The organism is uncultured Sulfitobacter sp., from assembly GCF_947497275.1.
Taxonomy (GTDB): domain Bacteria; phylum Pseudomonadota; class Alphaproteobacteria; order Rhodobacterales; family Rhodobacteraceae; genus Sulfitobacter.
Genome location: NZ_CANMFS010000013.1, coordinates 1 through 22,184 on the forward strand (window position 1 = coordinate 1; position 22,184 = coordinate 22,184).

At 62.9% G+C, this 22,184-nt stretch carries 17 protein-coding genes and 1 riboswitch; of the genes, 12 read left to right on the top strand and 5 right to left on the bottom strand.

The window, feature by feature from the left end; genetic code table 11:
* From Q1A06_RS18525 to Q1A06_RS18545, 5 genes are all read left to right on the top strand, one after another.
* Positions 1-709: oligopeptide/dipeptide ABC transporter ATP-binding protein (locus Q1A06_RS18525; protein ID WP_299567081.1), on the top strand; the 709-nt coding region annotated here is incomplete at its 5' end.
* Between the two features lie 18 nt (positions 710-727).
* Positions 728-2,308: a gamma-glutamyltransferase gene (locus Q1A06_RS18530; RefSeq protein ID WP_299567083.1), complete on the top strand. Its 1,581-nt coding sequence runs from the start codon at positions 728-730 to the stop codon at positions 2,306-2,308.
* On the top strand, positions 2,305-3,693 hold the full coding sequence (locus Q1A06_RS18535) for a M20 family metallopeptidase (RefSeq protein ID WP_299567085.1): 1,389 nt from the start codon (positions 2,305-2,307) through the stop codon (positions 3,691-3,693). The genes Q1A06_RS18530 and Q1A06_RS18535 overlap by 4 nt, the downstream gene beginning before the upstream one ends.
* Before the next feature lie 93 nt (positions 3,694-3,786).
* On the top strand, positions 3,787-4,959 hold the full coding sequence (locus Q1A06_RS18540; RefSeq protein ID WP_299567087.1) for an efflux RND transporter periplasmic adaptor subunit: 1,173 nt from the start codon (positions 3,787-3,789) through the stop codon (positions 4,957-4,959).
* Positions 4,956-8,045, top strand: coding sequence for an efflux RND transporter permease subunit (locus Q1A06_RS18545; RefSeq protein ID WP_299567089.1), 3,090 nt, complete (start codon positions 4,956-4,958; stop codon positions 8,043-8,045). The genes Q1A06_RS18540 and Q1A06_RS18545 overlap by 4 nt, the downstream gene beginning before the upstream one ends.
* Before the next feature lie 10 nt (positions 8,046-8,055).
* On the opposite strand, the gene Q1A06_RS18550 is transcribed toward Q1A06_RS18545, so the two are convergent.
* Both Q1A06_RS18550 and Q1A06_RS18555 read right to left on the bottom strand, forming a co-directional pair.
* Positions 8,056-9,828: a TRAP transporter fused permease subunit gene (locus Q1A06_RS18550; protein WP_299567091.1), complete on the bottom strand. Its 1,773-nt coding sequence runs from the start codon at positions 9,826-9,828 to the stop codon at positions 8,056-8,058.
* A gap of 52 nt (positions 9,829-9,880) precedes the next feature.
* Entirely contained in the window at positions 9,881-10,840 is a 960-nt protein-coding gene (locus Q1A06_RS18555; protein ID WP_299567093.1) for a TAXI family TRAP transporter solute-binding subunit, read from the bottom strand.
* A gap of 319 nt (positions 10,841-11,159) precedes the next feature.
* On the opposite strand from Q1A06_RS18555, the gene Q1A06_RS18560 reads away from it, so the two are divergent.
* The 5 genes from Q1A06_RS18560 to Q1A06_RS18580 all read left to right on the top strand — a co-directional run bounded on the left by Q1A06_RS18560 (position 11,160) and on the right by Q1A06_RS18580 (position 17,586).
* Positions 11,160-12,350, top strand: coding sequence for an acyl-CoA dehydrogenase family protein (locus Q1A06_RS18560; RefSeq protein WP_299567095.1), 1,191 nt, complete (start codon positions 11,160-11,162; stop codon positions 12,348-12,350).
* A gap of 276 nt (positions 12,351-12,626) precedes the next feature.
* Positions 12,627-12,712, top strand: a riboswitch (glycine riboswitch).
* Positions 12,713-12,873: 161 nt separating this feature from the next.
* Positions 12,874-13,995, top strand: coding sequence for a glycine cleavage system aminomethyltransferase GcvT (gcvT, locus tag Q1A06_RS18565; RefSeq protein WP_299567097.1), 1,122 nt, complete (start codon positions 12,874-12,876; stop codon positions 13,993-13,995).
* A gap of 17 nt (positions 13,996-14,012) precedes the next feature.
* Positions 14,013-14,372 (top strand): glycine cleavage system protein GcvH, encoded by a 360-nt coding sequence (gene gcvH, locus Q1A06_RS18570; RefSeq protein WP_299567099.1) that lies wholly within the window; start codon positions 14,013-14,015, stop codon positions 14,370-14,372.
* 17 nt (positions 14,373-14,389) lie between these two features.
* Positions 14,390-17,233, top strand: a complete 2,844-nt coding sequence (gene gcvP, locus Q1A06_RS18575; RefSeq protein WP_299567101.1) for an aminomethyl-transferring glycine dehydrogenase — start codon at positions 14,390-14,392, stop codon at positions 17,231-17,233.
* A gap of 41 nt (positions 17,234-17,274) precedes the next feature.
* On the top strand, positions 17,275-17,586 hold the full coding sequence (locus tag Q1A06_RS18580) for a 2Fe-2S iron-sulfur cluster-binding protein (RefSeq protein WP_299567103.1): 312 nt from the start codon (positions 17,275-17,277) through the stop codon (positions 17,584-17,586).
* Between the two features lie 40 nt (positions 17,587-17,626).
* Here Q1A06_RS18580 and Q1A06_RS18585 read toward each other — a convergent pair whose 3' ends face one another.
* On the bottom strand, positions 17,627-18,097 hold the full coding sequence (locus tag Q1A06_RS18585; protein WP_299567105.1) for a MaoC family dehydratase: 471 nt from the start codon (positions 18,095-18,097) through the stop codon (positions 17,627-17,629).
* 12 nt (positions 18,098-18,109) lie between these two features.
* Positions 18,110-19,114, bottom strand: a complete 1,005-nt coding sequence (locus tag Q1A06_RS18590) for an NADP-dependent oxidoreductase (protein WP_299567107.1) — start codon at positions 19,112-19,114, stop codon at positions 18,110-18,112.
* 46 nt (positions 19,115-19,160) lie between these two features.
* Here Q1A06_RS18590 and Q1A06_RS18595 point away from each other — a divergent pair, with 46 nt between their 5' ends.
* A complete protein-coding gene (locus Q1A06_RS18595; protein WP_299567109.1) occupies positions 19,161-19,814 on the top strand; it encodes a histidine phosphatase family protein in 654 nt (217 codons plus the stop codon).
* Positions 19,815-19,866: 52 nt separating this feature from the next.
* Here Q1A06_RS18595 and Q1A06_RS18600 read toward each other — a convergent pair whose 3' ends face one another.
* Positions 19,867-20,865, bottom strand: a complete 999-nt coding sequence (locus tag Q1A06_RS18600) for an NADPH:quinone oxidoreductase family protein (RefSeq protein ID WP_299567111.1) — start codon at positions 20,863-20,865, stop codon at positions 19,867-19,869.
* 138 nt (positions 20,866-21,003) lie between these two features.
* Between Q1A06_RS18600 and Q1A06_RS18605 the strand changes: the two genes are divergently transcribed.
* Complete coding sequence (locus Q1A06_RS18605) at positions 21,004-22,182, top strand: acyl-CoA dehydrogenase family protein (RefSeq protein ID WP_299567113.1); 1,179 nt, start codon at positions 21,004-21,006, stop codon at positions 22,180-22,182.
* Positions 22,183-22,184 lie beyond the last annotated feature (2 nt).

Sequence of the window (22,184 nt, forward strand, 5' to 3'; positions counted from 1 at the left end):
TATTCAGCCGATCTTTCAGGATCCCTATTCCTCGCTCAATCCGCGCAAGACCATTCAGGACATCATCGCGCTGCCTCTGCGGGTGCACGGCACGGGGGATGAGGCCAGCCGTGAGAAATCAGTGCGCGAGATCCTCGATGTGGTGGGGCTGCCGTCGCGGGTGCTGACGAATTATCCGAGCCAGATGTCAGGCGGTCAGCGCCAGCGCGTGGCGATTGCCCGCGCATTGGTGATGCGCCCCGAAATCGTGATCTGCGACGAGCCGACTTCGGCGCTCGATGTGTCGGTGCAAAGCCAGATCCTCAATCTGCTGGGCGATCTACGCCGTGAATTCGGGCTGACCTACCTGTTCATCAGCCACAATCTGGCGGTGGTCGAACACCTCGCCACGGAAGTTGCGGTGATGTATCTGGGCCGGATCGTGGAAAAGACGACGGTGGCCAACCTGTTCGACGCGCCGCGCCATCCTTATTCGCAGGCCCTGCTTAAATCGGTACTGACGCCCGACCCGGCGATGGATGTGCCCGAGACGCATCTCGGCATGGCCTATCCTAATCCGATCAACCCGCCTTCGGGCTGCCATTTCCACCCCCGCTGTCCCGCGGCGACACCGCTGTGTGAAAGCCGCGCGCCGCGCGCGATACAGGACGCGCAGGGGCTGGTGGAATGCCACCTTCACGATCCCGAAGTCGCGATGGAAACCACCTGAACCAGACGGACACATACCATGAGCCAGAACCTTTCGCGCACCCAGAACACCACGAAGGTGGTGATCGAGACAGAGCACGGCGTTGTTGCCGCCCAGCACCGTGGCGCCGCCGAAGCGGGGGCGCGGGTGCTGGCGGCAGGCGGTGACGCGGTCGATGCCGCCATCGCGACCTCCTTTGCCATCGGTGTGCTTGAGCCGTGGATGAGCGGACCTGCCGGCGGTGGTGGCCTGATGCTGTGGCGCGCGGACGAGGGGCGCGCCTATGCATTGAACTACGGCATGCGCTCTCCCGCAGGGCTGGACCCTGCCGACTATCCGCTGAGCGGGCAGGGCAAGACGAGCGATCTGTTTCCATGGGACACCGTTGAGGGTGAGCGCAACGTGTACGGCGCGACGGCGGTGGCGGTGCCGGGGTTGGTCGACGGGATGGGCAAGATGCACGCGCGCTTCGGTACGGTGCCGTGGGCCGAGTTGCTATCCCCCGCGATTGACTTTGCGCGCGAAGGGCTGCTGGTAGATTGGTATGCCGCGCTGATCATCGCATCGACAACGCGGATCCTCGCAAAAGACCCGGACGCGGCGGCGCTGTTTCTCGAAGACGGCCAATGGCCCACCGTATCCGGCTGGACCGCGCTGGCGGAAAAGAGGCTTGGCATGGGCAAGATGGCCGACAGCCTGCAGATCCTCGCAGAGGAGGGGCACCGCGCGCTGTATGACGGGGACCTGGGTGCGGCGATGGCGCAGGATATGCGCGACAAGGGCGGGAGCCTGTCGCACGACGATCTCAAGAGCTACCACGCGTGGTTTTCGGACCCGCTGACGTTCGAGTATCGCGGGACCCGTTTCGACGTGCTGCCGGGGCTGACGGCGGGGCCGACGATCCGCGATGCCTTTGCCGCGATGGAGGCGCAGCAATTCGGCGCCGCGCCGGACAAGACTGCCTACACCGCCTATGCCGACGGACTGCAAAGCGCCTATGCAGCGCGGCTGTCGCAGATGGGCCATGACGGAGAGACGCACGGCAACGAAGGCTGCACTACGCATTTCTCGGTCGTGGATCGCAAGGGCAATATGGTCAGCCAGACGCAGACACTGTTGTCGATATTTGGCAGCCGGGTCGTGTCGCCCTCCACCGGGTTTCTGATGAACAACGGCATCATGTGGTTCGATCCCGCACAGGGTCGGCCCAACTCGCTCGCCCCCGACAAGCCGTGTCTGATGAACGTCTGCCCGATGCTCGGCAGCAAGGGCGACACACGATTCGGCTTTGGGGCGTCGGGAGGGCGCAAAATTGTGTCGGCGGTGGCGCAGCTGGGCAGCTTTGTGGCGGATTTCGACATGGACATCGGCGAGGCGTTTCATCAGCAAAGGATCGACGCCTCGGGGGGCGATGGAATCGTCGCGGATGAAACCCTGCCCGCCGAAATCATCGAGGGGTTACGGGCAAGCTATGACGTGACGACGACCAAGCGCGCGGTCTTTCCCTATGCGTTTGCCTGTCCCGCCGGGGTCATGCGGCGCGGCGGGACAAACAGCGGTTGTACAGAAATCATGTCGCCGTGGGGCGACGCCGTGAACGAAAGCGAGGTCACAGCATGAGCCGTGAAAACGCGATTGCCCGCGCCGAGGCGTATTTCGAGAGCGGTCAGCTCAGCACCGATCTGGCGGGACTGGTCGCCTTTGAGACCGAAAGCCAGAACCCCGGCCAACGCGCCGAACTGGCCCGATACCTGACCGAAGCGATCGAGCCGCGCTTGCGCGGGCTTGGGTTTGAGTGCGAGATCTACGACAATCCCAACCCCGATGGCGGCCCGCTTCTGGTGGCGCAGCGGATCGAGGACGCGGCGCTGAAAACCGTGCTCAGCTATGGCCACGGTGACGTGACATGGGCGCAGACCGGTCAGTGGGACGCGGGGTTGGCACCCTTTGCGCTGACAGAGGTGGATGACCGCCTGTACGGGCGGGGTGCGGCGGACAACAAGGTTCAGCATCTGGTCAATATCGCCGCGCTGGAGACAGTGCTGGCGGAGCGCGGAAGCCTTGGCTTCAACGTGAAGTTCATCTTCGAGATGAGCGAGGAAATCGGATCGCCTGGCCTTGCGGCGTTCATGGAGGCGCACAAGCAGATGCTGTCCGCCGATGTGCTGATTGCGTCGGACGGGCCACGGCTCAAGCCGGATCGCCCGACGATGTTCATGGGCGCGCGGGGGGGGATGTCGTTCGATTTGAGCGTTGATCTGCGAGAGGGCGCCCATCATTCTGGCAACTGGGGCGGGCTTCTGGCCGATCCCGCGATGATCCTCGCGCATGCGTTGGCGTCGATCTGCGATGCGCGCGGGCAGATCTGGATCCCCGAATGGCGGCCCGACAGCCTGAGCAATTCGGTGCGCGAGGCGCTGGCAGGCCTGCCAGTGACCGAAGACAGCAATCCGCCCGTTGACGAGGATTGGGGCGAGGAAAGCCTGACGCCCGCCGAGCGGGTCTATGGCTGGAACTCCTTTGCGGTGCTGGCGATGAAGAGCGGCGTGCCCGAAGCGCCGCAAAACGCGATCTCGGACAAGGCGCGGGCGACATGCCAACTGCGCTATGTGGTGGGCACCGATCCCAAGGAGGTGCTGCCCGCGCTGCGCCGCCATCTGGATGCGCATGGTTTCGACAAGGTACAGATCATCGAACACGAACGCGGGTTCTTCCCTGCGACGCGGCTCGATCCCGATCACCCGTGGGTCGGCTATGTGAAGGCATCTCTGACGCGCACGGCGGGTCAGGCACCGCATGTGCTGCCGAACCTTGCCGGATCTTTGCCGAACGAATGCTTTGCGGATATTCTCGGGCTTCCGACGGTCTGGGTGCCGCACAGCTATCTTGGTTGTAACCAGCATGCGCCGAATGAGCATGTCCTTAAACCGGTCTGTAAAAGCGCGGTCACGGTGATGACCGGTCTGTTTTGGGACATCGGCGCGGACGGTGGGGCGGCGCCGTAATACATCGGCTCCCGCTCGCAATGAATTGATGTGCTTTTGCGGGCGGTGCGTTAAATATACGTCCAACTTGCTCCTTAGATGAAGGCATCCGGCATGAAAGTGCTTCGGCAGATCATTCTCTCGCTCGTCGTGGCAGCGGCCGGTTTTTATATCTGGATCGCCTATGTCCCGGCGGCGCATCCCTTGCTCGCGCGCATGGGGCTGCTTGATCTGCTGGGCATCGAAGCGACCGATCCGCAAATGGCAGAGGTCATGAACCGTCGCGGCAGCGGCGGTGGGGCGGTGCAGGTGATCGCCGTGCCGGTGGATGAGCGCGCCATAGCAGACCGGGTCAACGCCATCGGTGACGGGCGCGCCCGCCGGTCGGTGACAGTGCGTTCCAACGCGGTCGGCGTGATCACCGATCTTGCCCTGACGGCGGGCGGTTATGTCGAGAGCGGCGAGATCATTGCCCGGCTTCAGGACGAAGAGGAAGAGATCGCGCTGGAGCAGGCAAAGATTCAGTTGGAGAATGCGCGTGCCGATGCGGACCGCATCGAACGGCTCGAGGCGACAGGTGCGACAACGGGCGTGCGCCTGCGCGAAACCACGCTTGCCCTGCGCAGCGCCGAATTAGCCGTGCGGCAGGCGGAGTTCGACCTGTCGCAGCGGGTGATTTCCGCGCCGATCTCGGGTTGGGTCGGGATTATAGATCTGGAGGAAGGCGACCGCGTGAGCGCACAGGACATGATCGTGACGATCACCGACCGGTCTGACATTCTCATTGATTTTCGCGTGCCGGAACGCATCGTTTCCAAGATCAGAACCGGGCAGGCGTTCGATGTGAGCCCCCTTGGCCAGGGTGGCACCACGCTGAAAGGCGAGATCAGTGCGATTGACACGGTGGTGGACCGGGCCAGCCGCACCTTGCTGGTACAGGGACGTGTCACGAATGACGCGGATCTGTTGCGCGCCGGTATGGCGTTTTCGGTCAACCTCACGTTTCCCGGAGAAACGCTTTTGTCGATCGCGCCGCTTGCCGTGCAATGGTCAAGCGATGGCCCCTTCGTCTGGGCCGTGCGTGATGGCATCGCAACCCGCGTCGCCGTCGAGATCGCGCAGCGCAACAGCGACGAAGTCCTGATCACCGCCGAGGGGTTGGCGGCGGATGATCTTGTCGTGACCGAGGGTGTCCAGACCCTGCGCGACGGGGTCGACGTCGATGTCGTGACGCACGAAGGATCGGCGTCTGCTGCTTCCGCAACGGTAGAACGGGCGCGCCTGTGAGCGCGCGCACCTCCGGCGGCACGGCGCTTTTCGTGCGCCGACCGATCCTTGCGTTCGTCCTGAATGCATTGATCGTTCTGGCCGGTGTGGCGGCGTTTTTCGGGACCGAGATCCGCGAATTGCCGAACGTGGATCGCCCCGTCGTCACCATCACGACGACATTCTCGGGGGCGTCGCCCGAATCCGTCGATCAGGAACTGACGGGGCGGATCGAAGGCGCTGTGGGCCGCGTGTCAGGGGTGCGGAGTATTTCGTCGAACTCGCGTTTCGGGCGCAGCCGCGTCACGGTCGAATTCAACGATAACGTCGATATCGACGTGGCGGCGACCGATGTGCGCGATGCGGTCGCACGGATCACCAACCAGTTGCCCGAAGACGCCGATCAGCCCGAAATCGTCAAGGCCGACGCCAACGCCCAGCCGGTCATGCGCATCGCCGTCACCTCTTCGAGGCGCTCGCCGCAGGAGTTGACGGCCATCGTTCAGGACCGCGTGGAGGACCGTCTGATATCGGTCGAAGGCGTCGCGGATCTGCAGGTTTACGGCGACCGCGAGCCGATCTTTCGCGTCGACATTAACCTCTTGGAACTTGCAAGCCGGGGCTTGACGCTTGGCGACATGCAGCGCGCTCTGTCGAGCGTCGCCTTTGATGCGCCGGCGGGCGATCTGGCGGGCGACCGCCAGTCGATCAACGTGCGCACAACGGCCAGCGTCGCAACGGCGGAGGCGTTCGAGGCGCTCGATCTGGGGCCGGATGTGAAGGTCGGCGATGTGGCCCGCGTGTCGCTTGGCCCCGCGCCCGGCGAGACGGTGCTGCGCGCCAATGGCGAGCAGGGGCTGGGTATCGGGATCATCCGACAGGCCACATCGAACACGCTCGAAATCTCTGCCGCGGTGCGCGCGGTTGTGGCGGAGCTGAACGAAAGCCTGCCCGACGGTGTCAACATCTTCGTCACCTCCGATGATGCGACTTTTATTTCCGGCTCCATCGAAGAAGTGCTGAAAACACTTGGCTTCGCCGTCGCGATCGTCGTGGCCGTGATTTTCATATTCCTGCGCGACATCCGCGCAACGTTGATACCCGCGCTCACACTGCCCGTAGCATTGGTGGGTACGTTGGCGGCGATTTATCTGGTTGGGTTTTCGGTCAACATCCTGACGCTTCTGGCGCTGGTTCTGGCCACCGGCATGGTCGTCGACGATGCCATCGTCGTGCTCGAGAATATCGTGCGTCAGCGCGCGGCCGGAATGGGGCCGCGTGCTGCGGCCGTGAACGGCGCCTCGCAGGTTTTCTTTGCCGTCATCACCACCACAGCGACGCTGGCGGCGGTTTTCGTGCCGCTTTCGTTCCTGCCGGGGCAGGCGGGTGGGTTGTTCCGAGAATTCGGGTTCACGCTAGCAATGGCGGTTCTGTTGTCCTCGGTCGTCGCGCTCAGCCTGTGTCCGGTGCTGGCCAGCCGCCTGTTGACGAAGGAGCCGGACAAGAACCCGCGTGGCCCGATGATCTGGCTCGGAAACCGGCTGACGCGGTTCTACGAGATCACCTTGCGCGGGGCATTGGCGATGCCGTTCGCGGTGGTGCTGGCGGCGCTGTTCGTGGCCGCAACAGCCGCATTGATGGCGTCTGGCATCCGGCAGGAATTGACCCCATCGGAGGACCGCGCCGTCGCGTTGTTGAGCGTGACCGCCCCGCAGGGTGTGTCGCTGGATTACACCCAGAGCAAAATGCGCGAAATCGAGGATCTGGTGACACCGCTTCAGGACCGCGGTGAGGTGACGAACATTTTCTCGATCAGCGGGTTTGGCGCGGACAATCGCGGTTTTATGGTATTCACGCTGGCAAATTGGCAAGACCGCGCTCGCGCGCAACAGGAAATCGTTGGCGAGATCAACGGCAAGCTGCGCGGAATCATCGGGGTGCGCGCCTTTGCGATCCAGCCCAATTCGCTGGGCATCCGGGGCGCGGGGCGGGGGCTGTCGTTCGCCATCACCGGCACCAGCTATGACCAGCTGGGCGATGTGGCGGTACGCATGGAGGATCGGTTGCGCCAGATCCCCGCGATGGGCCAGGTGCGGCTGGAATACGAGCGCACCCAGCCACAGTTGTTCGTGCAGATCGACCGCGCGCTTGCTGCCGATCTCGATATCGACATCACCGGATTGGGGCAGGCGTTGCAGGCGGTCCTTGACGGGCGCACCGTCGGATCGGTGTTCATCGATGACAAGAGTTTCGATGTGCAAATGCTGTCAACGACCGATCCGGTGGATGATCCGGGCGATCTGGAGAATATCTTTGTACAATCGGGCACCGGGCAGATGGTTCCGATGGCCAGTTTTGTCACGCTGGAAGAGCGCGCGGTCGCCCCCGAGCTTGACCGCGAGGCCCAGAACCGGTCGGTCGAACTGACAGCGGGGCTGACGCCCGAAATGTCACTGGGCGATGCGCTGGTACAGGTGCAGCAGATCGGCGACGAAATACTGGCGGACGAAAACCGGATCGTGCCGCTGGCCGAGGCGGCGACGCTGGACCAGACGAACGCGGGCCTGTTCCTCACGTTCGGGTTTGCAATCCTCGTGGTGTTTCTGGTCCTCGCCGCGCAATTCGAAAGCTTTATCTCCGCCGTCGTGGTCATGGCGACGGTGCCTTTGGGACTTGCCTGTGCGGTATTCGCGTTACTGATGACCGGGCAAAGCCTGAACGTCTACAGTCAGATCGGGCTGGTGATGCTGATCGGAATCATGGCGAAGAACGGGATCCTCATCGTCGAATTTGCCAACCAGCTGCGCGATCAGGGGCGCGATGTCCGTACAGCGATCCTCGATGCCTCGACGATCCGTCTGCGTCCGGTGATGATGACGTTGACGTCGACCGTGCTGGGTGGTGTGCCCCTGGTTCTGTCGTCGGGCGCGGGGGCCGAGGCGCGCGAGGCGCTGGGATGGGTGATCGTCGGGGGGCTTGGCCTTGCGACGCTGTTCACGCTGTACCTCACACCGGTTGCCTACGTTCTGATGGCGCGGTTCTCCACGCCGAAGGCACAGGAGGAAGCGCGGCTGCAAAAAGAGATGGAGGCGGCGCAGACCATTTGATCCGCGCGCCTCAGATCACGAGGCGGATGAAGATGACGACAGTCCCCGCCACGAGCAGCGCCAGCCGCAGGGCCGGATTGTATTTCGAGATCACGGCGAACGAAACGCACGCCAGCCCAACCGCCATTTGACCGAAGGCGATGGCGGCGGAAAGCGGGCTTTGCAGCAGGCGGATGATGTCGGGGTTCGCGATCATGCCCAGCGGAATGATATACAGACCGATGCCAAGCGCCATCGCGCTTGTCGCCACCTTGAGCCAGTTTTCACCGACCATACCGGCGGCGATGAACACCGCGCCGCAGACGGGTGGCGTGATCGTCGACAGCAGCGCGAACCAGAACACGAACAGATGCGCCTGCAACGGTTCCAGCCCCAGATCTATCAGCGCGGGACCGGCGACAGAAACGCAGATGACGTAGGCGGCGGTCGTCGGGACCTCCATTCCCAACAGCAGGCAGGCCAGTGCCGTCAGCAGCAGCGATGGCCACAGGAGACCACCGGACCCCGACACGATGAACGATGTCAGCTTGACCCCCAGCCCGGTGATGCCGAGTACGCCGATCACGATGGACGCGCAGATGATGATCGACCCGATCATCGCAATCTGCCGTCCGGCGTTGAGGCAGGCATCGCCCAGCCGTTCGAACCCCATGCGCGCATCAAATCCGCTGTGCGCGTTGAACAGGAGGGCAACCAGCCCGACAAAGATCGCAAGGGCGGCTGCGTATTGCGGGGTGAAGTCCAACGCGAACATGCCCAGCAGCAGAACGGCAAAAGGCACCGCGAAGAACGCCGAGGTGATCGCCACATCGCGGCGCAAAGGGCGCTGATCGGCCGGAACCTGGCGCAACTCGTATCGGGTGGCGTAGGCGTCGATCCCGACCCAGACAGCGACAAAGAACAGCACCGCGGGCAGAAGGGCCGCGAACATGATTTCAGTGTAGGGAATGCCGGTCAGCTCGACCATGACGAACGCGCCCGCCCCCATCAGGGGTGGCATGATCTGTCCGCCGGAAGAGGCGACCGCTTCGACGGCGGCGGCGAGGCGTTTGGGATAGCCCAGTTTGGTCATTGCGGGCAGGGTGACGGCGCCCGTGGAGGCGACGTTGGCCGACGCTGATCCCGAAATAGACCCGAAAAGCGCCGAGGAAAGCACCGACACCTTAGCGGCCCCGCCGCGCAGACGGCCCGCCGCCGCGTTGGCGACATTCATGAAGCCTTGTCCCGCTTCGCCCGCGTTCAGCACCGCGCCGAAGATCACGAACACCGAGACGACACCGACAGAAACACCGGTAAGGCTGCCCCAGATGCCGCCTTCGGCAATCGTGAGGGTGCCCAGAAAGCTGCCGATGGGAGTGCCGGAATGGCCGAATTCGCCGGGAATGAGGTGCCCGAAAAGACCATAGGCCAGCATCAGCGCGGCGACCGAGGGCAGGGGCCAGCCGATCATGCGCCGCGCGCCCTCGATCACCAGCGCGAGCAGCAGGACTGCGATGGCCATTTGAAACCGGGTTTCGATAAATCCGTACTGGTTTCGCAATTCCTGATGGGTGAGGGCGATCCACAGGCAACTGGCCACGCCGACTGTGGCCAGCATGACGCCCGCCATGCGTGCGACACCGGGCGGCGCGGGATAGACGAACACCCAAGGCAGGATCAGAGCAAGGTGCAGCGGGCGGGCGATGAGATTTGGCACGAGACCGTAGAAGATCAGCCCCAGATGGGCCACGATCATCAACAGGCCCAGCCAGACCCAGAGCCCGCGGGCAGGAAAGTGCGTCATTTGGTGTCTTTCAGGATTGGCGCGCGGTTCGTGATCCCCGCGCCAGCCATGTTCAACCGCGGTGCGCGTCGGTCAGCGGCGCGCCGGTTTCCTCATAGTAGCGCAGGGCGCCGGGGTGAATCGCGGTGGTGATGTTCTCGATCATCTCGGGGCTGATCCCTTTCCACCACGCGGCGGCGCTGCCCATTTCGTCGCGTTGTTCCCAGAATGTCTTGGTCAGCAGATAGGCAGTATCGTCGCTCATCTTAGTCGTTGCATAGGCAACCACTGGCAGGGACGTCGTGGTGATCGGGGTATCCTGACCGGCGTAGGTGCCCGCCGGAATCGTCAGCGGCGTGCGCTTGGTCTGTGCGACCTGATCGTCCGACAGCGACAGCACCCGCACGTCCATCGACGCGGCGGCCTCGATCACGTTGGGGGCCGGGTAGGATCCGGCGGTCACAAAGCCGTCGATCTGGCCGTTCTTCATCGCGGCGACAGCGTTGGACAATTCGGAATCCGCGATGTTCACTGCGCCTTCGAGGCCGAACAGGCCGATGTACTTCTCACCCTCTGTTGCGCCGAACGAACCGCTGCCGAGCAGGATCGTCTTGCCCGCCAGATCGGCCATCTGCTCGATGCCGCTGTCTTTGGACACGACGAAATGCATCGTCAGAGAAGGGATCGGGAACAGTGCGCGGATCTCGTCGAAGGCGGGGTCGCCCTTGCCCTCGAACATGGCGGCACCGCGTTGCGCCAGCCCGACCAGCGCGGGCGGGGTTGTGAACACATAATCACCGCCGCGCGCGCGGACTTCCATCACGTTCTGGACCGATCCCTGGCTTTCCTCGACGGTGACAATCACATCACCATCGGTCGCGCTGCGCATGGCCTCGGAAATCTGCACGCCCATCTGATAATAGGACGACGCGGTTTTGGCGGATTTGTAGGTTATCCTCTCTTGCGCGATTGCGGATGTCGACATCAGGGCAAGTGACGTGGCCGCGATGAGGGCCTTGAGAAAGTTGGTCATGTGTTCTCCTCCAAGAGACTGTGCCGGTTCCCTGCGCAGGGTCTTCATTATGGGCCCGCGGGGAACGGAATAAACCCACAAGATCGGATAAGCCACGCCGCCTCAAGCCATGACTTTGAAAAAAGAAGGCGGAAGGGTGATGAGGGTGCCGCGCGAAACTGCACGGGGTGTTTCCACTGCGGTTCGAATGTGCCCGCCGACCGGAAAAGATCTGCGCGCGCCCTATTGGAGCGAAGCGCCGGCGTGAGTAGAGTGCGCCACATGACCGGACCGGGCCCGACGCGGCACCGGGCAGCACGATAGCGAGAAAGGCTTCGACATGAGTTTTGAAATGGAACGGCGCGGCATATCAGACCGCGCCCTGGGGGTTGCCGACAGGGTCGAGCAGTTCGTGCGTGACAAGGTTGTGCCGTTCGAGCGGGATCCGCGCCTCGGTACGCATGGTCCGGCAGAGGCGTTGTCGATCGAATTGAAGGAATTGGCCCGCGCGGCTGATCTGATGACGCCGCACATCCTGGACGGCGGAGATCACTTGACGCAGCGCGAGACGGCGGCGGTACTGATCCGGTCGGGCCTGTCGCCATTGGGTCCGCTGGCGGTACACACCTGCGCGCCGGATGAGGGCAACATGTTTTTGTTGGGCAAGGTCGGATCGCAGGATCTCAGGGACAGATTCCTGCCGAGAATGGTCAGCGGCGACATACGCTCGGCCTTTTTCATGACGGAACCCGCAGAAGACGGCGGTGCGGGATCCGATCCATCGATGATGCAGACCACCTGCAAGCTGGATGGCAATCACTGGGTCATCAACGGGCGCAAGACCTACATCACCGGCGCCGAAGGTGCGGGCATGGGCATCATCATGGCAAAGGCCGACGAGGGCGCGTGCATGTTTCTCGTGGACCTTCCGGACCCGGCCGTTCGGATCGAACGGGTGCTAGATACCATCGACAGCTCGATGCCGGGCGGGCATGCCGTGATAACCATCGACAACCTGCGCGTGCCTGCCGACCAGATGCTCGGCGAGGCGGGCGAGGGATTCAAATACGCGCAGGTGCGGCTGGCACCGGCCCGACTGAGCCATTGCATGCGCTGGCTCGGCGCGTGCATCCGCGCCAACGAAATCGCCGCGGATTATGCCAACCGCCGCCACGCGTTCGGCAAGCCGCTCGTGGATCACGGGGGCGTCGGATTCATGCTGGCCGAGAACATGATGGACCTCAAGCAAGCGGAACTGATGATCTACTGGTGCGCGGATGTACTCGATACCGGCGCGCGCGGCACCGTCGAAAGCTCGATGGCAAAGGTGGCGGTATCGGAGGCGCTAATGCGCGTGGCGGACCGCTGTGTTCAGTGCATGGGCGGACAGGGCGTGACTGCCGACACCATCGTGGAACAGGTGTTTCGCGAAATCAGGGCGTTTCGTATCTATGACGGCCCTACCGAGGTTCACAAATGGAGCCTTGCCAAGAAGATTAAGAAAGACTGGGCAAAATCCCAACCGGACTAGGGCCGCCGGTGTGGCGCGCGTCAAACTCCGTCGGAACAACAGGTGAGGATCCGGCGGGGCGTGGCCACAGATCAGCTTGGTCCGGACAGGACAACTTTTCGCTTGGGGTTCAGCGTCGGGGCACAGCGCCTTCGACGCGATTGGCCGGCGGACACCGGGACGGAAGATCCTGCTGTGGGCGGTGCAGGAGGCGATGCCCTGCGCAGGGCCTGAAACGTCGACACCGGCTGTTCAAACATCTTGCGAAGCCTGACCAACTAGGTCATCTTCGCGCTATTATCACTGTCGGGAGAACCAGCCTTGCTGGTGCCGAAGGAGCAACCGCCCCGGAAACTCTCAGGCAAACGGACCGACGTGGTATCGAAGACTCTGGAGAGCGGCGCGGACAGGCGCACACCGAAGGGATAGCAATCTCAGGTGCAAGGACAGAGGGGGCATCACGCGCAAAGGCCGTAAGCCGATGCGTTGACGTGGTGCCGCAGGATCCCGCTGATCCGCGCGCCTTCTGCAAGAGGAGCTGTCGATGCCGGACCTGATGCACACGCCGCTACACGATCTGCACACCGCGCTCGGTGCCAGAATGGTGCCCTTTGCGGGTTACGAGATGCCGGTGCAATATCCGCTGGGCGTGATGAAAGAACACACTCATACCCGCGAAAAGGCGGGGCTGTTCGATGTCAGTCACATGGGACAGGTGATCGTCGGTGGGGCGAATTTCGAGACGGCCGCGCGCGCGCTTGAGACGTTGATTCCGGTCGATATCTTGGGGTTGGCCGAAAACCGCCAGCGGTATGGTTTATTTACCGACGAGTCCGGCGGTATCACCGATGACCTGATGCTGGCGAACCGGGGTGATCATATATTCATCGTGGTGAACGCTGCCCGCAAGGCGGCCGACATCGCGCATATGCAAGCGAACCTGAGCGGCGTGACGGTCACGGAAGTGGCCGACCGCGCGCTGCTGGCGCTTCAGGGCCCCGCGTCGGAGGGGGTGCTTGGCACGTTCGATGCGAAAGCGGCGCAAATGCGGTTCATGGATGTGGCGACGCTATCGCTGGCGGGGGCCGAATGTTGGGTGTCACGCTCCGGCTATACCGGCGAAGACGGATACGAAATTTCGGTGCCCGCAGATCAGGCCGAAATGCTGGCCAGGGCGCTGCTTGCCCATGCGGAGGTCGAACCAATCGGGCTGGGCGCGCGTGACAGTCTGCGGCTGGAGGCGGGGCTGTGCCTGTATGGGCATGACATGGATACCGATACCACCCCGACCGAAGCCGCCCTTGCCTGGGCGATCCAAAAGGTGCGGCGCACGGGTGGCGCACGTGCGGGCGGATTTCCCGGCGCCGGCGTGATCCTCAAGGAACTGGAGGATGGCGCATCCCGCAAGCGGGTGGGCCTGCTGCCCGAAGGCCGCGCGCCCATGCGCGAAGGCGTTCCGCTGTTTGCTAGCGCGCAGGACGGCACCCCCATCGGCAAAATCACATCGGGCGGCTTTGGCCCGACCGTCGGCAGCCCCGTCGCCATGGGCTACGTGACAGCAGACCATGCCACAAAGGGCACGACGGTATTCGGTGAACTGAGGGGCAAACGATTGCCGCTGACCGTTACGCCGCTTCCCTTTATTCCCGCAAATTTCAAACGCTGACCCCACGGAGACCCAAGATGAAATTCACCGAAGAACACGAATGGCTGCGCCGCGAAGACGATGTTGTTATCGTCGGCATTACCGAACATGCGACCGCGCAGTTGGGCGATATCGTTTTTGTCGAACTCCCCGACGTGGGAACCGTGGTGGCCAAGGATGACGAAATTGTCGTGATCGAAAGCGTCAAGGCCGCCTCAGATATCCTTGCCCCTATCGACGGTGAAGTCGTCGAGGTGAACGAGGCGCTGGCGGACAATCCCGCACTGGCCAACGAGGATGCGACGGGCGCGGGCTGGTTCTTCAAGATCAAGCCTTCCGACCCTGCACAGATGGACGCCTACATGGACGACGCCGCCTACAAAGCCCTTATTGCCTGACCGACCGGAGCCCTGCCATGACCTTTACGCCCACGGACTATCTGCCCTACGACTTTGCCAACCGTCGCCACATCGGCCCCTCGGTGTCCGAGATGCAAGACATGCTGAAGGTCGTGGGCGCGAAGGACCTCGATGCGCTGATCGACGACACGCTGCCCGCCAAGATCCGGCAGGCCAAGCCGCTGGATTTCGGCAAACCGCTGTCGGAGCGGGAACTGCTGCATCACATGAAAATCACGGCGTCGCAGAACAAGGTGCTGACCTCGCTGATCGGGCAGGGCTATCACGGCACCGTCACCCCGCCCGCGATCCAGCGGAACATCTTTGAGAACCCGGCGTGGTACACTGCCTATACGCCCTATCAACCGGAAATTTCGCAAGGGCGTCTCGAGGCGTTGCTCAATTTCCAGACGATGGTGTCCGACCTGACCGGGCTGGATATCGCGAACGCGTCGCTGCTGGACGAGGCAACGGCCTGCGCCGAGGCGATGACGATGGCCAAGCGGATCGCGAAATCGAAAGCGATAGGCTTTTTCATCGATGAGAATTGCCATCCTCAGAACATCAACGTGATAAAGACGCGCGCCGCCCCTCTGGGGATCGAGGTGATTGTCGGCGACCCCGATGATCTGGATGCCTCTGCCGTATTCGGCGCGATCTTTCAGTTTCCGGGGACATACGGCCATCTGCGCGACTTCACCGCCGAAATTTCGGCGCTGCACGAAGCGAATGCCGTCGGCATCGTTGCGGCGGACCCTTTGTCGCTGACTTTGCTGAAAGAACCCGGAGCAATGGGTGCGGATATTGCCGTGGGCAGTACCCAGCGGTTCGGCGTGCCGGTTGGATACGGCGGCCCGCACGCCGCCTATATGGCGACCAAAAAGAACTTTGCCCGCTCCATGCCGGGCCGCATCGTGGGCGTGTCCATCGACAGCCACGGCAATCGCGCCTACCGTTTGTCGCTGCAAACCCGCGAACAGCATATTCGGCGCGAGAAAGCGAATTCGAACGTCTGCACGGCGCAGGCCCTGCTGGCAGTGATGGCGGGTTTTTATGCGGTTTTCCACGGCCCCGAGGGCTTGAAAGCCATCGCCCAGCGGATCCACCGCAAGACCGCGCGTCTTGTGGAAGGGTTGAGATCCGGCGGTTTCGACATCCGTCCCGCGACGTTCTTCGACACGATCACCGTCGATGTCGGCCCGCTGCAATCCGCCGTGATGAAATCGGCCGTCGACGAGGGCATAAATCTGCGTAAGGTGGGCACCACGCAGGTCGGTATCACGCTTGATGAACGGTCGCGGTCCGCGACCATTGAAGCGGTCTGGCGCGCCTTCGGGATCGCGCGCGAGGACAAGGATTACACGCCACATTACCACATGCCGGAAAAGCTGATCCGTACGTCTGCGTATCTCACGCATCCGGTATTTCATATGAACCGCGCCGAGACGGAAATGATGCGCTACATGCGCCGTCTCGCCGACCGCGATCTGGCGCTGGACCGTGCGATGATTCCGCTGGGGTCATGTACGATGAAGCTGAACTCCGCCGCCGAGATGATGCCGGTCAGCTGGGACGAATTTGCGCTCTTGCACCCCTATATCCCCAAGGATCAGGCTGCAGGCTATACCCGAATGATCGACGATCTGTCGTCCAAGCTGTGCGATGTGACCGGGTATGCCGCGATTTCGATGCAGCCGAATTCTGGCGCGCAGGGGGAGTACGCCGGACTGCTGACAATTGCCGCCTATCACCGTGCAAATGGTCAAGGGCACCGCAACGTCTGCCTGATTCCGATGTCAGCGCACGGGACAAACCCGGCCTCGGCCCATATGGTCGGCTGGAAAGTGGTGCCGATCCGATCCGCCGTCAACGGCGATATCGATCTGGAAGATTTCAACGCGAAGGTGGCGGAGCACGCCGACAACCTTGCCGCCTGCATGATCACCTATCCCTCCACCCACGGTGTTTTTGAGGAAACCGTGATCGACGTGTGCGATATCGTTCATGCGCACGGCGGGCAGGTCTATATCGACGGGGCCAACATGAATGCAATGGTCGGCCTGTCGCGCCCCGGCGATCTGGGCGGTGATGTGAGCCATCTCAACCTGCACAAGACATTCTGTATCCCGCATGGCGGCGGTGGCCCCGGCATGGGTCCGATCGGGGTCAAGGAACATCTGATCGAACATCTGCCCGGCGATCCGGTCTCGGGGCAGGGGGCCGTTTCCGCAGCTCCCTTTGGTTCGCCCTCGCTTTTACCCATTTCTTGGGCGTACTGCCTGATGATGGGCGGCGAGGGGCTGACGCAGGCCACGCGCGTCGCCATCCTGAACGCCAACTACATCGCCAAGCGGCTCGAAGGGTCGTTCGACGTGCTCTACAAAGGGCCGACAGGGCGCATCGCGCACGAATGCATCATCGACACGCGCCCCTTCGCCGACAGCGTCAAAGTGACGGTGGATGACATCGCCAAACGTCTGATGGACTGCGGATTTCACGCCCCCACGATGAGCTGGCCCGTCGCCGGCACCTTGATGATCGAGCCGACAGAGTCGGAGACCAAGGCCGAGCTTGACCGCTTTTGCGACGCGATGATCGCCATCCGTGCCGAGATCGCGGAGATCGAGAACGGGACGATCGACGCCGAGAACAACCCGCTCAGGAACGCGCCGCACACGATGGAAGATCTCGTAAAGGACTGGGACCGCCCCTATACCCGCGAGAAAGGCTGCTTTCCTCCGGGGGCGTTCCGGGTCGATAAATACTGGCCCCCGGTGAACCGCGTGGACAATGTCTGGGGCGACCGCAACCTGGCCTGTACCTGCCCGCCGATGGACAGTTATCTGGACGCTGCGGAATAACAGTGCCCCGTATGCGCGGACCGGAATTGAAGGAGCTTACGATGAGAGCGACGTGGAGGCTTCCCGATGGAAGCACGCAAACGGCGGATGTAGATGCCGGCACCACTCTGATGGAAGCCGCGAAAGCAAACGGCATCCCGAATTTCGGGGAAACTTGCGGCGGTCGTCTGGATTGTACCGCCTGCCATGTCGTCGTTGATGACGGGTGGCTGGCCAAACTGCAACCGGTGCATGCCTTCGAGGATGCGATGCTGGATCAGACCACCGCGCGGCAGGAAGCCAGCCGGATGTCGTGCCAGATCAGGATGTCGGCCGCGCTTGACGGGATCACCGTGAGCGTGCCGAAAGCGTGATGCGCGCGCCGGCGTGAACCACCGCCGCGCGCGCGCGCCTTCAGTCTTCGAATATGGCTAGGCCAAGCCATTCCGCGATCAGCGCGGGGGTCTCTTCGCCCTCGATTTCGATCGTCAAAAGGTTCTCGCGCAGCAGGTTCGTCTCGCTTTTGGCGGTAGCTTTTTGCAGCGTGAACCGCCCGCGCAGACGACTGCCCGCGACGACGGGCTTGAGGAACCGTAGCTTGTTCATGCCATAGTTGATGCCCATGACCTGCCCCGGCATCGTGCTGAAACAGTCGTAGGCAAAGCGGCTGGCGAGCGAGAGCGTCAAGAACCCGTGCGCGATGGCACCGCCGAACGGCGTCTCGCGCGCGGCGCGTTCGGGATCGACGTGGATCCATTGCTCGTCGTGGGTGGTTTTGGCGAACTGGTCGATCATGTCCTGATCGACCAGAATCCAGTTCGACACGCCAACTTCTGTGCCGATCAGTTTCTGAGAGGTCTCAAGGGCGTCTTGCAATGCGGACATGGGGTAGCTCCTTCAGCTTGGATCGGCGGACACGCGCACCATGCGCTTGCCCTTGTTGTCGCCGCCCAGCAGACCGATCAGCGCGGAGGGGGCGTTTTCCAGTCCCTCGACGATGTCTTCGGTCACTTTCATCTGGCCGCGTTCTATCATGCCCTGCATCGCACGGATCGCCTTGGCGTCGTCGCGGGCGAAGTCCATCACGATAAAGCCTTCCATCCGCAGGCGCTTGACGACGATGGCACCGGGCAGGTTGCGCGGGCCGGTGGGCGCGGTGCTCTCGTACTGGCTGATGGCACCACAGCAGACGATGCGGCCACGTTCGTTCATCAGGTTGAGCGCAGTTTCCAGAACGGTGCCACCCACGTTGTCAAAATAGACATCGACGCCCTCGGGGCACGCGGCGCGCAAGGCCTTGAACATGCCGTCGGCGCGGTAGTCGATGCAGGCGTCAAAGCCCAGATGCTCCACCACCCAGTCGCATTTTTCGGCTCCCCCGGCGATGCCGACGACGCGGCAGCCGAGACTTTTGGCGATCTGTCCGACATATCCGCCGACCGATCCGGCGGCGGCGGAGACAAGCACCGTCTCGCCCGGCTGCGGCTGTCCGATGGACATCAGACCGTGATAGGCCGTCTTGCCCGCAATTCCGAACACCGACATCAGATGCGACAGTGTTTTTACCGACGGCAGCTTGGTGGCCTTGTGCGCGGGCACCGTGACATAGTCGGACCATGTGGCTTCGGCCGCCACGATGTCGCCTTTGGCAAGGCGTGGGGAGTTGCTTTCGACGACTTCGCAGATCGCGTAGGTCGGCATTGCATCGCCGGCCTTGACCGCATCGCGGTAGGTCGCGCCCTGCATCCACGACCGGTTGGCCGCGTCGATGGACATCAAGATCACCCGCAACAGCACATCTCCCTCGGCGGGCACCGGCATGTCGACCTCGGTCATCGTGAAGTTCTCGGGAGCAAGCTGGCCCTTGGGCAGCTCTGCGACGACGATTTGTCGGTTTGTCATAGTGTTGTCCTTGCGGTTAATGTGTCAGAAAACGAGAGGGAAAGTTATGAGCAACGAAGCGCGCCAGCACCGTTTCACGCCACCGCCGGGAGCGACGGACATTCTGTTGATCCGGCACGGCGAAACACAGGCCGCCGTGCGCGGCGAGGTGTTTCCGATGATCGACGGGCAGGGCGATCCGGCGCTGCGCTCCGAAGGGGAGGCACAGGCCCGCGCCGTCGCAGACCGTCTCGTCCGCGAGGCGATCGACGCGATATACGTCACGACGATGCAACGCACGCACCAGACGGCAGCCCCGCTTGCAAAGGCGTTGGGCCGCACGCCGATCGTGATGCCGGAACTGCGCGAAGTATTTCTGGGCGATTGGGACGGGGGCGAATACCGCTTTCGCGCGGCGTCGAACGATCCCGCTTTCGTGCGGGCGCGCGACAGCGGTGAATGGGGTGAAATACCGGGGGCCGAAACAACGGCGGATCTGCATGCCCGCGTTGCGCGCGGTCTGCGCCAGATTGCGGCGACCCACCCCGACCAACTGGTCGCGGTAGTGGTACATGGCGGGGTGGTGGGTGCGGCGCTGGCGATTGCCAGCGGATCGGCGCCCTTTGCGTTCAACGGTGCAGCCAACGGGTCGATCAGCCGCATCGTCATACACGAAGAACGCATGATCGTGCGCGGCTTTAACGACTGCGCGCATTTGTAACGCGCAGTCGTCCAAGGGTACGTATCGGGGCCGCTGCATCCGCATCGCGGGGTTACGCGATGTCCAGAACGACTTTGCCCTGTACCTTGCGGTCCTGCATCAGGTTAAGTGCATCCGCCGCCTGTTCCAGCGGGAAGCGCGCCGAGATGCGCGGCTTGATCTGACCATCCGCATACATGCGGAACAGATCGGCCATGTTTTCGGCGTGCATATCAGGTTCGCGCAGGGTGTGCGCGCCCCAGAACACGCCGACGATCTGGCAGCCCTTGAGCAGTGTGAGGTTCAGCGGAATTTTCGGAATGCCGGCAGGGAAACCGACGACCAGATAGCGGCCTTTCCATGCCAGCGCGCGGACCGCCGGTTCGGCATAGGGCCCACCGACTGCATCGTAGACGACATCGACGCCGTCACCGCCCGCAAGCTCCTTGATCTTGTTCGAGAACGCCTTTTGCGTGTCGCGGTCGTCCATCTCCCGGCTGTAAACGATGGTTTCGTCGGCACCCAGGTCGCGGCAGAACTGCGCCTTGTCCTCGGACGAGACGGCGGCGATGACGCGCGCACCCGCCGCCTTGCCAAGCTCTATCGCGGCCACACCCACGCCACCGGCAGCGCCGAGGATCAGCAGTGATTCGCCCGGCTTGATCTCGGCGCGGTTTTTCAGCGCGTGATGCGACGTGCCATAGGTAAGCATCAGACAGGCCGCCTCGTCGAATGGCATCCCTTCGGGTATCTTCATCACCCGCGCGGCCTCCGCCACGATATGGGTGGCAAACCCGCCGAAACCGGTCATCGCCAGCACACGGTCGCCCACAGCAAAACCGGTGACACCCTCGCCGACCGCGTCGATTTCGCCCGCAACCTCACCGCCCGGCGCAAAGGGGCGCGGTGGTTTCATTTGGTACATGTCCTTGATAATCAGCGTATCAGGGAAATTCAGACCGGCGGCGCGGATGCGGATTCGCACGTGGTTCTTTTTGGGTTCCGGCGTATCCATTTCGCTTAATTTCAGCGTCTCGGGGCCGCCCGGCTCGTGGCTCAGCATTGCTTTCATCTGGGTAATCCTCCGTTGAATTTGGGATGCAGTAGGGTCAGTGCAACTCGGTCTTGTCAATCGAATTTCGAAATGCAATTCTGCTCTGCGGAATGGTAGCCCGCAAGAGGTTGCGGGTTTTCACAGGGAGGATGACGCATGGACACTGGTCAGACGGCTGAGGAATTCCGCGCGGAGCTGCGCGCGTGGCTCGAAGAGAATTGTCCGCAGGAAATGCGCGACAGCGGGGCCGGCGAAGAGGACATCTGCTGGGGCGGCAAGAACTGGGAGTTTACCAGCGAGGCGCAGAAGCAGTGGCTCGAACGCTGCGCCGCCAAGGGCTACACGGTGCCGACTTGGCCCAGGGACTACGGCGGAGCCGGTCTGACGCGCGAGCAGGAAAAGATCTTCCACGAGGAGATGGACCGGATCAACGCGCGCTCACCTCTGCAAAGCTTCGGCATCTGGATGCTGGGGCCCGCGCTTTTGCATTTCGGCAGCCACGAGCAGAAGTTGCACTATCTCCCTCCGATCGCACGCGGCGAGATCCGCTGGTGCCAGGGCTATTCAGAGCCGGGCGCGGGATCGGATCTGGCCAATGTGCAGACCAAGGGCGAGGACAAGGGCGATCACTGGCTCGTCAACGGCCAGAAGATCTGGACCTCCTACGCCGATCAGGCCGATTGGATCTTTGCGCTGGTGCGCACCGACCGCGAGGCCCCCAAGCACAAGGGCATTTCGTTTTTGCTGATCGACATGGAGCAGGACGGCGTCGAAACGCGGCCCATCCGCATGATTTCGGGCATCTCGCCGTTCTGCGAGACGTTTTTCGACGATGCCAAAGTGCCGAAGGAGCAGATCGTGGGCGAGGAGAATCGCGGCTGGGATGTTGCGAAATACCTGCTCACCCACGAACGCGAGATGATCTCGGGCGGCGGTCAGGGATTGTCGGGCGGCGGCCGTGCCCTGGGCGCGGTGCTGGCCGAGACGATGGGCGACGACGGGCTGACGGATGCCACGCTGCGCGCCGACGCGATGCGTTGCGAGGTGGACGCGCTTGCGATTGGCCTGACGCTTGAGCGGTACAAGGACCAGTCTGAAGCGGGGCAAGGTGCGGGCGATGCCTCCGCGATGCTGAAATACATGGGCACCGAGCTGAACAAGCAGCGCCACGAATTGCTGATGGCGGCGGGCGGCTCGGACGCGCTGGAATGGGACGGGCCGCAGGGCAACCGCGCAGGCAACTGGCTGCGCACCAAGGCCAATTCAATCGAAGGCGGGACGAGCGAAGTGATGCTGAGCATCGTGTCGCGCCGCGTGCTGGGACTTCCGGGGTAACT

Bases quoted from the DNA above. Each gene is read 5' to 3' on its own strand.
- Q1A06_RS18530 (WP_299567083.1), top strand. From the start codon at position 728: ATGAGCCAGAACCTTTCGCGCACCCAGAACACCACGAAGGTGGTGATC.
- Q1A06_RS18535 (WP_299567085.1), top strand. From the start codon at position 2,305: ATGAGCCGTGAAAACGCGATTGCCCGCGCCGAGGCGTATTTCGAGAGC.
- Q1A06_RS18540 (WP_299567087.1), top strand. From the start codon at position 3,787: ATGAAAGTGCTTCGGCAGATCATTCTCTCGCTCGTCGTGGCAGCGGCC.
- Q1A06_RS18550 (WP_299567091.1), bottom strand. From the start codon at position 9,828: ATGACGCACTTTCCTGCCCGCGGGCTCTGGGTCTGGCTGGGCCTGTTG.
- Q1A06_RS18555 (WP_299567093.1), bottom strand. From the start codon at position 10,840: ATGACCAACTTTCTCAAGGCCCTCATCGCGGCCACGTCACTTGCCCTG.
- Q1A06_RS18560 (WP_299567095.1), top strand. From the start codon at position 11,160: ATGAGTTTTGAAATGGAACGGCGCGGCATATCAGACCGCGCCCTGGGG.
- gcvT (WP_299567097.1), top strand. From the start codon at position 12,874: ATGCCGGACCTGATGCACACGCCGCTACACGATCTGCACACCGCGCTC.
- gcvH (WP_299567099.1), top strand. From the start codon at position 14,013: ATGAAATTCACCGAAGAACACGAATGGCTGCGCCGCGAAGACGATGTT.
- gcvP (WP_299567101.1), top strand. From the start codon at position 14,390: ATGACCTTTACGCCCACGGACTATCTGCCCTACGACTTTGCCAACCGT.
- Q1A06_RS18580 (WP_299567103.1), top strand. From the start codon at position 17,275: ATGAGAGCGACGTGGAGGCTTCCCGATGGAAGCACGCAAACGGCGGAT.
- Q1A06_RS18585 (WP_299567105.1), bottom strand. From the start codon at position 18,097: ATGTCCGCATTGCAAGACGCCCTTGAGACCTCTCAGAAACTGATCGGC.
- Q1A06_RS18590 (WP_299567107.1), bottom strand. From the start codon at position 19,114: ATGACAAACCGACAAATCGTCGTCGCAGAGCTGCCCAAGGGCCAGCTT.
- Q1A06_RS18595 (WP_299567109.1), top strand. From the start codon at position 19,161: ATGAGCAACGAAGCGCGCCAGCACCGTTTCACGCCACCGCCGGGAGCG.
- Q1A06_RS18600 (WP_299567111.1), bottom strand. From the start codon at position 20,865: ATGAAAGCAATGCTGAGCCACGAGCCGGGCGGCCCCGAGACGCTGAAA.
- Q1A06_RS18605 (WP_299567113.1), top strand. From the start codon at position 21,004: ATGGACACTGGTCAGACGGCTGAGGAATTCCGCGCGGAGCTGCGCGCG.